This window comes from Candidatus Zixiibacteriota bacterium, from assembly GCA_014728145.1.
Lineage (GTDB): Bacteria > Zixibacteria > MSB-5A5 > JAABVY01 > JAABVY01 > WJMC01.
On the sequence record WJMC01000176.1, the window covers coordinates 1 to 12,404 of the forward strand.

At 48.8% G+C, this 12,404-nt stretch carries 16 protein-coding genes; 2 read left to right on the forward strand and 14 right to left on the reverse strand.

Translation table 11 applies throughout. The features are described from left to right. Positions 1-94: 94 nt before the first annotated feature. From GF404_10290 to GF404_10345, 12 genes are all read right to left on the reverse strand, one after another. Entirely contained in the window at positions 95-304 is a 210-nt protein-coding gene (locus GF404_10290; GenBank protein ID MBD3382570.1) for a DUF1049 domain-containing protein, read from the reverse strand. Between the two features lie 91 nt (positions 305-395). Then, positions 396-584, reverse strand: a complete 189-nt coding sequence (locus GF404_10295; protein ID MBD3382571.1) for a ferredoxin — start codon at positions 582-584, stop codon at positions 396-398. 99 nt (positions 585-683) lie between these two features. Then, complete coding sequence (locus GF404_10300) at positions 684-1,397, reverse strand: hypothetical protein (GenBank protein MBD3382572.1); 714 nt, start codon at positions 1,395-1,397, stop codon at positions 684-686. Between the two features lie 94 nt (positions 1,398-1,491). Beyond that, positions 1,492-2,421 carry a 1,4-dihydroxy-2-naphthoate octaprenyltransferase gene (gene menA / locus GF404_10305; protein MBD3382573.1) on the reverse strand — a complete coding sequence of 310 codons (930 nt, stop codon included), beginning with the start codon at positions 2,419-2,421 and terminating at the stop codon, positions 1,492-1,494. Positions 2,422-2,491: 70 nt separating this feature from the next. Continuing rightward, entirely contained in the window at positions 2,492-3,232 is a 741-nt protein-coding gene (gene tatC / locus GF404_10310) for a twin-arginine translocase subunit TatC (GenBank protein ID MBD3382574.1), read from the reverse strand. A gap of 20 nt (positions 3,233-3,252) precedes the next feature. Then, positions 3,253-3,714, reverse strand: a complete 462-nt coding sequence (gene nrdR, locus GF404_10315) for a transcriptional repressor NrdR (GenBank protein MBD3382575.1) — start codon at positions 3,712-3,714, stop codon at positions 3,253-3,255. Next, positions 3,711-4,214, reverse strand: a complete 504-nt coding sequence (locus GF404_10320) for a cytidine deaminase (protein MBD3382576.1) — start codon at positions 4,212-4,214, stop codon at positions 3,711-3,713. Before GF404_10320 ends, nrdR begins: the two co-directional genes overlap by 4 nt. Continuing rightward, on the reverse strand, positions 4,207-5,001 hold the full coding sequence (locus GF404_10325; protein MBD3382577.1) for a hypothetical protein: 795 nt from the start codon (positions 4,999-5,001) through the stop codon (positions 4,207-4,209). Before GF404_10325 ends, GF404_10320 begins: the two co-directional genes overlap by 8 nt. After that, positions 4,998-5,435, reverse strand: coding sequence for a DUF296 domain-containing protein (locus GF404_10330; GenBank protein ID MBD3382578.1), 438 nt, complete (start codon positions 5,433-5,435; stop codon positions 4,998-5,000). The genes GF404_10325 and GF404_10330 overlap by 4 nt, the downstream gene beginning before the upstream one ends. Continuing rightward, positions 5,435-5,785, reverse strand: a complete 351-nt coding sequence (locus GF404_10335) for a divalent cation tolerance protein CutA (GenBank protein ID MBD3382579.1) — start codon at positions 5,783-5,785, stop codon at positions 5,435-5,437. The genes GF404_10330 and GF404_10335 overlap by 1 nt, the downstream gene beginning before the upstream one ends. Positions 5,786-5,797: 12 nt before the next feature. Then, the gene (locus GF404_10340; protein ID MBD3382580.1) at positions 5,798-6,100 is read right to left on the reverse strand and encodes an MTH1187 family thiamine-binding protein; all 303 of its coding nucleotides are present in this window, start codon (positions 6,098-6,100) and stop codon (positions 5,798-5,800) included. Positions 6,101-6,111: 11 nt separating this feature from the next. After that, positions 6,112-7,365 (reverse strand): aminotransferase class I/II-fold pyridoxal phosphate-dependent enzyme, encoded by a 1,254-nt coding sequence (locus GF404_10345; GenBank protein MBD3382581.1) that lies wholly within the window; start codon positions 7,363-7,365, stop codon positions 6,112-6,114. Positions 7,366-7,609: 244 nt separating this feature from the next. On the opposite strand from GF404_10345, the gene GF404_10350 reads away from it, so the two are divergent. Then, on the forward strand, positions 7,610-7,999 hold the full coding sequence (locus GF404_10350; GenBank protein ID MBD3382582.1) for a hypothetical protein: 390 nt from the start codon (positions 7,610-7,612) through the stop codon (positions 7,997-7,999). A 298-nt stretch (positions 8,000-8,297) separates the two neighbouring features. On the opposite strand, the gene GF404_10355 is transcribed toward GF404_10350, so the two are convergent. Beyond that, positions 8,298-8,558, reverse strand: a complete 261-nt coding sequence (locus GF404_10355) for a hypothetical protein (protein MBD3382583.1) — start codon at positions 8,556-8,558, stop codon at positions 8,298-8,300. Then, positions 8,533-11,001 (reverse strand): hypothetical protein, encoded by a 2,469-nt coding sequence (locus tag GF404_10360; GenBank protein MBD3382584.1) that lies wholly within the window; start codon positions 10,999-11,001, stop codon positions 8,533-8,535. The genes GF404_10355 and GF404_10360 overlap by 26 nt, the downstream gene beginning before the upstream one ends. Before the next feature lie 375 nt (positions 11,002-11,376). Between GF404_10360 and GF404_10365 the strand changes: the two genes are divergently transcribed. Continuing rightward, the coding region (locus GF404_10365) for an ATP-grasp domain-containing protein (protein MBD3382585.1) at positions 11,377-12,404 on the forward strand (1,028 nt) is incomplete at its 3' end.

Consider the following 12,404-nt stretch of genomic DNA (forward strand, 5'->3'; position numbering starts at 1 on the left):
GCGGCCTGTTCAAACAACTGCGCCAGGTTTTCACCCCAGGCAGAAAAGGCGCAGTCCGAAGGAGCGATCTCTTCATCAAAGCAATAGCCCCTGCTCACTGCTTTTCCTTCTTTTTTCGCTGTTGCTTGTAAAAAACCGCCAGGCCGATCAGAAATCCAATCAACGCTGAAATCAGGATCAGTACAGCCTGTGAGGTCTCGAGCTTGAAAAACAGAAAGTGTACGTAAGCCGGCGCACTGTTGGCAACCAGGAACAATACGAGATAGATCAAAAGAATCAGGATGATAATATATTTGGCGTTCATCGTCCTCCCTCGATAAAAATTGCATTGCCTACAACTATCGCAACAAAAAAAGCGGGCCGATGTTCAGCCCGCTCGAGAGTATCTTTTCGCTCTAATAAAGTTCGATACAATCGACCGGGCAGACCGCAACGCAGTGCGAGTCGCCTTCCTGATCCTCGCACTCATTACATACTTCGGGATCGATAATATATATATCTTCGCCCTCGGAAATCGCAGTCAAGGGACATTCCGGTTCGCATATTCCGCAGGCGGTACATTCAAGCGATATCTTCATAGCCATCTGCGAAGTCCTTCCGAGATGTCACATTATCTGACCACTATACTGAGTGAGAAACATTTTATTAAACGATTAATTTATCTGTTTCGGCCCGCAGAACGATCATTCTTTTTTATCCGCAACCATGATTTCCTTGAGCTTATAAATTAAATTTTGCTTTGGGAAATCGACCATTACGACCCGCCTGTCGGGAGTGACATAGTAATATTCATCGGTGCGCAAACTGAAATAAGAATGGCATTTAATCGAATCTTCCATGATCACGAGGGTCGTATCCGGATGACGAGCCATCTTCATTACCACGCGTTTTTTCAAATACGGAATCATGACCTTGAAGACCAGTGTATCGACGGTCATATTTTTCACATGGGAGAATGCCACGTTCCAGTGCGGTATAGTCTGCCGGTCACAGAGAACGCTCTCAGGAGAATAACTGACCCGAAAACGGGCCTCTCCCGTGTCCGAGAATTCCTTGAATAGAAACTCCCCCATGCCATGTACGCCTTCCATTGAACGTTCGTCTCCCTTTTCGACATAGTTGACTTCGTAATACACCGGTCTGCCTTCATCGGAGGTGTACATCTGAGAGGAAACCGAGTAATCACTGGTCAAATTGAGCACGCTGATATCAGTACGGCAGTCAATCAGGTACCTACTTCCGACCGTGCCATGTTTGACCTTGCCGACAAACTCACCGACAGCAGAGCCGATCGTGCGACCGGCAAATGTGACTTCATAGATGAGACGTTCACCAGGTTTCCAGTAATTGGCGAGGTCGTCCTGCTTTTCCGCGTCAGCCCGTACAGCGAGGCTCATAATTACAGCCAGGCAGAAAAAGATGTTGATGAAATTTCGAGATATACTTTGAGTACGCATATAAACCTAATCCAGCTTGAGAGTTCTTTTTCGGTTATACAACTTTATCGACCACCAGTCCCACAGAAAGCAATAATCCATAAAGTAAATGTATCTTGATTGTGGCGGCGTTGGCCGGAAGTAATTCGTTGATTCTATCGTAATTGGCCATGAGCGTTTTTGTAGCGTTGATTGCCAGAGGAAGCGTCAAAAAGACTACCAGCGTGTATATCGGGATCATATTGAAAAGTACAGCGATCAGTGTGGCGAGATAGCTACCATATATCAAAAACAAATATCCGCCGATCGCGTTTTTCTTGCCAAGCCTGACCACCCAGTGACGCTTTTTGACCTCACGATCGGCCTCGTAATCAGGGTACTGATTGATGTAGACCACGGCCGCGATCAGAAATGATATCGGCAATGATACGATCACCGGCATCCAGCTAACCAGGCCGGTCTGGACATAGTAACTGCCCAGAACTGCCAGCGCACCGAAATTTGCGCCAATAAACAGTTCTCCCCAGCCCCGGTAACCTAGTTTTACGGGAGTAGCCGTGTACAGGAACCCGGACAGAAATCCGATCAGCGCCAGAAGCGGGATTGTCCATTCATTGCCATAGGTACTGCGAACCGCAATCCAGATATAAACTCCACATACAGCCGCGAGTCCAAAAGTGACCATTCCTCCGACAAATACCTCGCGCGCGCTCATGATATTATCCTGGATCACACGTGAACCACCCGAAAACGGAGTGGGAGTTTTGTTGATATCGTCATCGGTAGTCTTGTGATCGTAATAATCATTGATCAGGTTGGTGCCCATCTGCGCGAAACTGACCCCCAGCAGGGTTACCAGAAAGAGTATAAAATCAAAGCTCCCGGTTTTCTGCCAGGCCAGAGCGCATCCAAAAATCACCGGAACAGCAGAAGCAGTCAGAAATGGTAATCTGACACCGATCATCCATTTTTTTAAAAAGTTCATTTTTCACTCCGAACATTTTGTTACGCTTCGTTAGATGCTAAAACATTTATCCATAATTGCAAGTTCTTTTTTATCCTGCCAGATCGTCATCATTTTTGCGATAGGGATCTTCCTGCTTCGATTTTCTTCCCCCCCGTCTGCCGGTCAGGTAAACTATCAGGATCGATAGTTCGTACAAGAGGTAAACCGGTACAGTCAGGGCTACCTGAGAAAATATATCCGGGGGAGTTATGACAGCCGACAGCATCAGAATCGAGACAACCGCATAGCGCCTGCCACGCGACAGCATGGTATGAGTCAGGATCCCGATCCGCCCCAGAAAATATGCCACTATCGGCAGTTCGAACACGATCGCGAAAGCCAGCGCCAGACGCACCACGAATGCGAAATACTCGGAAATTGAAATCAAAGGTTCGACGTTTTCCGAACCGAACTGCATCAAAAAATGAAGCGCCAGCGGGACAACATAAAACAGGCAGAAAGCGGCTCCACCATAGAAGAAAACAATCGAAGATATAACGATTGGAAAAACCACCCTTGACTCTGTCTCATATAGCCCCGGCAATACAAACATCCAGAGTTGATACAGAATCACAGGTGCCGCGGCGGCCACACCGACCGCCAGCGAGACCTTGACCTGGGCCATAAAAGCCTCGGTCGGGGCCATGTAGTAAACCTTTGGAAGAGGGCTTGCCAGAAACGAAATCAGTTTGTCAGAAAACACGAAGGCGGCGATGGTAAACAAGATCACCGTGGCCAGCGACTTGATCAAGCGTATACGCAGTTCCTCGAGATGGTCGAGGAAGGGCATGTCTGCAAGAAAGTTTTGACTCACTTTTCGCGCTCATCGATCAGGTTCTTGAGTTCCTCAAAGAATTCGGTCTTATCCTTGAACTTGCGATAGACCGAAGCGAAGCGGACATAAGCCACCTCGTCCAGGTCGCGAAGCCTGCGCATTACCATCTCGCCAATCGTTTCAGAGGTAACTTCGTTAGTTCCCATGCCGAAGAGGTCGCCCTCAATGTTATATACCAGCTCATCTATATCTTTAGCTGAAACCGGCCTCTTATTGGTAGCAAGCTCGATACCATTACGGAGCTTGTCACGGCTGTATGGCTCACGTGTTTTATCGGCCTTGATGACATAAAAGGCCTGGTTTTCGATGTATTCATAAGTAGTGTAACGACGGTTGCAGGACAGGCATTCCCGGCGCCTGCGGATCGCATTGCCTTCATGGACCATACGTGAATCGACGACCTTATCCTCCATGTGACCGCAGAACGGGCATCTCATGGAAGTTCCTCCCCCTCGAATTCGGTGATCTCAACCAACTGGGAAGAGTCCATATATTCGACTTCGATTTCAGCTTCATCGAGGAGAGTACGCGACAACTCATCGGGATAACCTTCCAGGCAGATGATCCTCACGATGCCTGAATTAATGATTATCTTTGAGCACATCACGCAGGGAAATGTGGTACAATAAATTGTAGCGCCTTCGATCGAGACACCGGATACAGCGGCCTGGATAACAGCGTTTTGTTCGGCGTGGATCGCCCGGCAGAGCTCATGCCGTTCGCCGGATTTGATCTTCAGCTGTTCGCGCAGGCATCCAATTTCGAGGCAGTGCGCCAGGTTGCGCGGAGCGCCGTTATAGCCGGTCGAAAGCACGCGCCTGTTTTTAACCAGGACGGCGCCGACTTTTCTTCTAAGGCAGGTCGACCGCAATGATGCCAGCCTGGCAATCGACATAAAGTACTGATCCCATCCGGGACGACAATCCTGATCAGGCATAGTTCACCGCCACCTGCTGTCCGCTTTCCGCGCCCATTTTCCTCCTGAAACTGCCCCGGTTAACTGCCAGCTCGAGATAACCGGAACTGCCGAAATAAGCCATCGCCGTACCATTATCGGAATCCGAAAAAGTTGTCACGATGTGACCGATTTCATGGCTGTTGTAATATACAATCGGAAGCTGGCTGGCCTCGAACTGCATCAAATTCTCCAGGGTGATATTTGTAATCGCGTTGCCGAAACGATCGAAGTAAAGGATCTCGCCCACCAGTGTCTCGCTTTCCGCCCTGACCGAAGGAATGTCGAGTTTTTCGATTCCGGTCTGGGTCGGCCCGAATTGCGTCACCTCCACCCCGAGCGCGGAGTAGGCCGCCACCGGAGCCATCTTGTCACGCCCCTCAAATGTGGCCGAGGGTTCATTAAAAAAATACTGATAGTTTTCGACAGCCACGACATTGCGCACATCCAGGTCATTGACCGTCAACCACAAAAGACCGTTGTCCGGAGCAATAAACACACCTCGTGTAGTCTCGACCGCGACCACCTTTCTATCGGATCCAACCCCGGGATCGACCACGCTCAAAAACGTAGTTTCGGAAGGCATGAATTCAGCAGTGCGCTGGAGCATAAGAGATGCCTGGAGCACATTCTGGGGCTCGATTTGATGAGTTACATCAATGATCTCGATTTCCGAATTTATTGAGAGGATGACTCCCTTGACCTCCGCCACATAGCTGTCGGAAAGGCCGAAATCACTTAAAAAAGCAACTATCGGAGTAGAACTCATAGCTCTGCCTTTTCCAGATCGAGAAGATTCAGACCGGTTTCAGGATCTTTGGTTCTGAGAATCTTGTCCTTAAATGCTGTGATATGGATTTCCACAGTCCCGGATACTTTTCCGCTCCAGAGATGACCGGCAACGGCCCGGAAATGTTCATCCGAAAGAGTGATGTGCACATGAGCGATCGGACTGCCGTCTTTTAGCCAGGCGATATTGCCGGTTAGGTTAGTGACCTCGTACTCGCCCTTGAACTCCTTGTCCTTATACTCTCCCTTAACCGCGTCGAAATATCCCAGCTTGAGCTCTTCGCAAGCGCCGAGACCAACCATAAAACCGCTCTTAATGTCAAATTTACGAATGAATTCCAGAAGGGAAGTCATCACTTCCTCTCCTCTTTCAAGACGCAAAAGATAGCCATTTTCGACCTTTTTGTACAGCATCAGCCCTCCTTTTTACCAGCGCATTCTTCTGATAGTTTCATCCACTTCAGGTAAGAATCGCTACCGCCGGCAATCGGCACCATCAGGATCTCAGGTTCTTCGTAGCTGTTGACTTCCCGGATTTCATCTTCGAGCGCCTGGTAATTCCTGCGAAGCGCCTTAATCATTACCATTACCTCGTACGCTTCTTCTTTGCGATCATTCCAGCAGTAATGCGAAGTTACCCCGGGAAAGATCGAAACGCAGGCGGCCAGCCTTTTTTTGATGAGTACCTCGGCGATTTTATTAGCTTCGATCTGTGAGCCGGCAGAAGTGAATACAAGTATGAACTCGGAGTTATCCATTGCCATTCCCCAATCTGGTCATTTTTTGATTTTCCTTCCCAGCACCTTTTCGACATCTTCAACCTTGCCGCGAATCCTGCCAGTAGCTCCTTTGCGGTCGTCTATGGTGATCCGGGTCATGACGCGGTCGAAATCATCCGCCAGAAGCATATGGCATTTTTTGACCAGGTCCATAACCTCATCCCAGTCACCTTCAACCAGAGTGCCCAGCGCATGGGTCTCATATGGCAGGCCGGATTTATCAATCAGGTCGATTACTTTTGAAACTGTTTCAGCATAAGATTTTTCACCTGCGGGAAAAGTCGAAAATTCGAGTAACATAATTTAGCTCCTCAGTCTTCGAGCCGACCCTGGTAAAGCGGAAACTTCTGGCAGAGATCAGCCACGTCCTGGCGAACCTCGGCATAGACAGTTTCGTTTTTCCGATTATTAATCACCCGGTCGATCAACTCGGCTATTTTAACCATTTCCGGTTCCTTCATTCCGCGCGAAGTCACTGCCGGGGTACCGATCCGAATACCGGAAGTCACAAACGGCTTGGCCGGATCGAACGGTACCGTGTTCTTGTTGACGGTGATATTACACTTATCCAGAGATTTCTCGACTCGTTTACCATTCAATTTTTCGTCATCGATAAACGACAACAGCATCAGGTGATTATCTGTTCCGCCCGACACCAGTTTGCGTCCCAGGTCGATGAATTTCTCAGCCATCGCCTTGGCGTTGTTGACGATTTGCTTTTGATAGCTTTTGAACTCAGGACGGGCGGCCTCCTTGAAGGCCACCGCTTTGGCCGCAATCACGTGCATCAGGGGACCTCCCTGGATACCCGGCATAACCGTGCGATCCAGATCAGCGGCATACTTTTCCCTGCACAGAATCATACCGCCTCGAGGCCCGCGGAGTGTCTTATGGGTTGTGGTGGTCACGAAGTCAGCATGAGGTACCGGAGAGGGATGCAGTCCGGACACAACCAATCCGGCGATATGGGCCATATCGACCATCAGGGTCGCACCGACAGAATCGGCGATCTCACGGAACTTCTTGAAATCGATGACACGCGGATAAGCCGAAGCGCCGGCAACGATCATCTTCGGCTTGTGCTCATCGGCCAGCTTTGCCAGATTGTCGTAATCGATCTGCTCGGTTTCTTTGTCGACCGTATAGCCGATAACATTGTAAAATATTCCCGAGAAGTTGACCGGATGACCGTGGGTCAGATGTCCCCCGCAGGAAAGATCCATACCCAGAATAGTATCGCCCGGTTTCAGCATAGCGAAGTAGACCGCCATGTTTGCCTGCGAACCGGAATGGGGCTGGACATTGGCATGTTCTGCTCCAAACAGCTCTTTGGCACGGTCACGGGCCAGGTCTTCTGCTATGTCGACATATTCACAACCACCATAATAGCGCTTGCCGGGGTAGCCCTCGGCATATTTATTGGTCATCACACCGCCCTGTGCCTCCAATATGGCGGCGGACACGAAATTCTCGGATGCAATCAATTCGATTTTTTCATTCTGGCGTATCGTCTCACTGTAAATCGCCTCGTATATCTCAGGATCGACCTGTTTCAAAAAACTCATCTCGGGCTCCCTTCGCCTGTATCAAAAACGATATTTTACGACTAAAACTCAGCCTAAAATTATAATCACAGCGGAGTTAAAAATCAAGCTGATTAATCTCCACTTTCGTCGCTGTAACTTATACGAAACCGCCCTCAGACAAATATCGGTTCATGGTAACGAATTACCAAAATAAACGCATATAACCTATAAATTAATGCTGATATATTCGATAATATATACAGGGAAGAAAAGGGTGCCTTTTATGCAAAAAGCGATAATCAAAGAATGTCCCGGATGCGGGGCTCAGATGAGTGCCAGGGAAATCATAGAAAAACCTGAGATCAAACTGTTGGGTATGTCATTCGGGCCGGACAACAGCCCGGAAATGGCATACTACTTTTTTCAGCATGAGGTTGAGAACTGCCAGTCCAGTTTTTTGGTACCGGTTATCGACATGATCGATTTTATTGAAGAACCGATCCAAAAAAATATTCTGGCTCTCAGTAACTCCTGTGAGCGCCATTGTGTTAATATAAATGACCTGCGCGAATGCAGGCAAAGTTGCTACTATGCTTCCTTCAGACGATTTCTGATCAGGATGGTCCAGATCAAAAGACGAAATCTCAGCCTGCTCGACAAGGTCAGCACCTGAGACTAACAATTCTTCAATCTGAGGACAGGCTTAGATCAAAGAGACTCTTTGTAAAAACGCCGTTGTTTCCTGACTTCCTGGACAAAAGCACCAGGAAGATTATCGCCAATCAGTTAGGATAATCGTTCGCGAATCGCATAATTAGACCGTTGATGAATTTCTGCTAACTCAGGAGTGTCGATTCTACCCCTGAACCCCTTGACTAATTGTTCATCCTCCTCATCTGTCCAGCGTTTTCCTGAATTCTTATGATAATACTTTCTCCTTGCTCGTTATTCCTCTAACTTAATTACATCCTTCAAGCTTCCTCTGCCTTCGATAACGCCCTGATTATATCCGGATAGTTGAAAATGTCATTTTGTTCAAGCCGTTCGCCTGTTGATGGATCGGCGCCGTCAGCAAGCGCGTGTACGACCTCAAGTGCTTTGGCATAATCCATATACCCAATCCTCCTTTTCTCAGATTCGCAGGCAACATAAAAAAACCACTGACACCCTGCGTCAGCGGTTTTATACTTTTTCGTATTTTTTTCTTCAGCAGTCCGGCTGACCGTTCCCATCGGGATCGCAGGGAAGATTGCCGTTCTTGAACACGTAATTCAGGCAGTAGATGACATCCACGAGGCTTACGGCATCATCACAATTCATGTCCGCGATCTTTACCGGATCGGGCGGTTGACCACCACTGAATATGTATGCAATCAAGTAGGATGCGTCACTGATACTGACCATGTCATCTCCATTGGCATCACCGCAGACATTGTATTTTTTTGTCCATTTCGCCAGAAACGATGCGGTTTTGTCGCCCGCGCGAGAAAACCGTCCTCCGGCGCACAAAAATCCATCGTAAAATGAAAGCGAGTAACATGGTTTATTCAATCCTGAACCGAGAGCTGACCACTCGCCGCCGTCCCAGGCGGCGATATTTCTGGCGTCCTCGCCCCCGGCCGAACTGAACTGACCGCCTACCAGTAACATGCCGTCATAAATGGCCATGGCATAGATTTGGTTGGAAATACCTGCATCCAGTGTACTCCATGATGAGCCATTCCAGGCCGCTATCCGGTTTGCATCTATTCCACCCGCATTGGTAAACCGACCACCCGCAATCAGGTTGTCGTTGTACTCAATCAACACATAGACTGCCTCATTGATTCCGCCCGCCAGCGAATTCCAGGCACTGCCGTCCCAGTAGGTGATATACCTGATCGTGCTGTTGCCTCCGGCCGATGTAAAATCACCACCGGCAAACAGCTTACCACCGTAAACTCGCATAGCATGAACTACGGAATTCATACCGGTGCCGAATCCTGACCAGGATTTACCATCCCAGGCAACGATACAATTCGCATCGATACCGCCGGCAGAGGAAAAGTAACCCCCGATGATCAATCTGTCATCCTGAACGATCAATTCGTAAACGACATCGTCTTCATCATTAAGTTCTGAATCGATACCGCTCCAGGAGTAACCATTCCAGATCGCGATACGATCAGCCTGTAAATCATCGGCAATTGCAAATTCACCTCCTGCCACAAGATAACCCTGGTAGGTCGTCAAGGTGTACACGGCTTCATCGAATCCTGACCCGAGGGGAATCCAGCCGGTATCATCCCAGGCGGCGATATAGTTCGCATCCGTATTACCAGTGGTCACGAACGACCCGGCAATTACCAGCCGGCCGTCATAGATTGTCATTGCGTGTACGAAATTGTTGATCCCGTCGGCAAGACTGGACCATTTTGTGCTGTTCCAGGATGCAACGCAGTCAGCTCCGGTGCTACCTGCTTTTGTAAATTCACCGCCAACGATAAGATTATTGTCGTAGACTGCCAGGGCATAGACCCAGTCGTTAGTGCCTCCATCAAGTGCAGACCATGATGAGCCGTCATATTTAGCTATATAATTCGTGCCGGGAACAGGCATATTGGTGAATTTGCCACCTGCTACCAGATCGCCGTCATGAACCGCAAGGGCGCGAACTTCCCAATCCATTGCACCGGGACTTGACCATTTAGAACCGTTCCAGGAGGCGATATATGAGGCGCAACATCCCCCGGCTGACAGGAACTCTCCACCCGCGATTAACCTGTTATTGTACACCTGTAACGCATAGACGCGGTTATCCATACCCGTATCAAGACCGGACCAGAAATATCCATTCCAGGAGGCGATATAACCGGCCGATGATTTTCCGGCAGTTGTGAATTCCCCCCCGGCAATTAATTGATCATTGTAAACTGCCAGCGCATAAACCCATGAGTTCATGCCGTTTCCCAGAGCCGACCAGGATGAGCCGTCCCAGACCGCAATATTATTGGCGCTCACTCCCCCCGCCAGCGGGAAATATCCTCCTGCTACCAGTTTATTTTGGTAGACAGTCAGGGCATGGACTGAACCGATCAATGAACCATGGACACCCGCCCCCAAAGCGGTCCAGGTATTGCCATCCCAGGCCGCGATGTTTTCGACTGCGACAGACCCGGCGGTTGAGAACAAACCACCGGCAATCAGCTTGCCGTTGTAGACAGCCAACGCGCGCACATCATCGTCAGTACCATCGCCCAAAGCCGACCAGGAAGTACCGTCCCAGGCGGCAATATGGTTCGTGAATGCATTCCCGGCGACATCGAATTTCCCCCCTACCACCAATTTGCCATCGTAAACTACCGCGCAGTAGACCGTACCATTGAGCCCGGGAAGCGTGGAGGACATGCTGTTGTCCCAGAAGCTGTCATCGGCATGACGCGTGTTTATATACTGTTCACTTCTAAACTGAAGACTGTTTATTATACTGGAATCAACATAGATGTCTTGCTTCTCTCGATAGAATTCTCCATTATTGTAACAAGATTTAATTATTTCCATGCCAGGACTGCAATCAGTAATAATAATATCTTCAATTGCAGCACTTTCTGGCTGACTGCAAATGTCGGCATTAAATGTCAACAGAATTGCAATTATGGTACATAATATAATTATCAACATCTTATACTGATCCATTAGAATTCCCCTTATCGGCTCGTACCAATACTCAATACATGTACCTTAATAAAGCAACCTAAGATTGCAAACATTTGAAGCCTGTACCTGATTTTATAACAATATTGAAACCAGGCGCGGTTAATGACAAAACTTTTGTAGTTTTTCGTTCCCGGCCGCCTGTGTCAATGATATTATCTTTGGCACTCCCTCCGGTAAACGGATGGCAGGTACAAAAAAACAAGATGCAACAATAGTAATATAATTAACAGGTTTGTTTTTCAAAGACTATTTTGTTATAATTTCGTTAATTAAATCCACTTTTTGATAGAGCCACCTCGTTTTCAGGGCTGAAAAAGCTTGCCAAACAGCTTAAATTGCATAACTTTGAGGATCATGAAGAAAATACTGATTGCTAACCGAGGTGAAATTGCGGTAAGGGTAATTCGTGCCTGCCGAGAGATGAATGTTTCTAACGTTGCAGTTTTTTCCGATGTCGATTCGGCTGCCATGCATGTCCGGATGGCTGACGAGGCCTATCATATCGGCCCGTCACCCTCATCGCAGAGCTACCTGGTCAAGGAGAAGCTGATCGAGGTGGCCAAACAGTCGGGTGCTGATGGTGTTCATCCCGGCTATGGATTTCTGTCCGAAAATGCTGAATTCGCCAGGATGGTAACTGATGCCGGGCTAACCTGGATCGGACCGCCATCGGAAGCTATCGCCATGATGGGCGACAAACTGACCGCCCGCAAGACAGCTGTCAAAGCTAAAGCACCTGTAGTACCCGGGTTTGAACAGAGCATCACAGATATCGACCAGATCCGCCAGGCGGTGGCCGAAATCGGCTACCCGATCCTGATCAAGGCGGCCGCCGGTGGTGGCGGTAAAGGGATGCGGATTGTGAATTCCGAAAACGAGCTGGCTGAAGCTCTCAGGACTGCGGCCTCCGAGGCCAGGTCGGCTTTTGGTGATGACCGCGTTTATTTCGAGAAATATATCGCCCGGCCCCATCATATCGAGATCCAGATCCTTGGCGATCAGCACGGCAACTACGTCTATTTAGGCGAACGTGAATGCTCGATTCAGAGACGTCACCAGAAAGTTATCGAGGAAGCTCCATCTCCGATCATTGACCAAAAAATGCGGGATAAGATGGGTGAGGCGGCCTTGAAAATCGCCCGTGCCTGCGGGTACTATAATGCCGGTACTGTCGAATTTTTAGTCGACGACGCTTTAAACTTCTATTTTTTGGAAGTCAATACGCGGCTTCAGGTTGAGCATCCGGTTACAGAGCTGATCACCGGCATCGACCTTGTCAAGGAACAGGTCAAGGTCGCGCGCGGTGAGAAACTGGGATTCAGCCAGAAAGATGTCCGTCTGCGTGGTCATGCCATCGAATGCCGTATTTACGCCGAGGACCC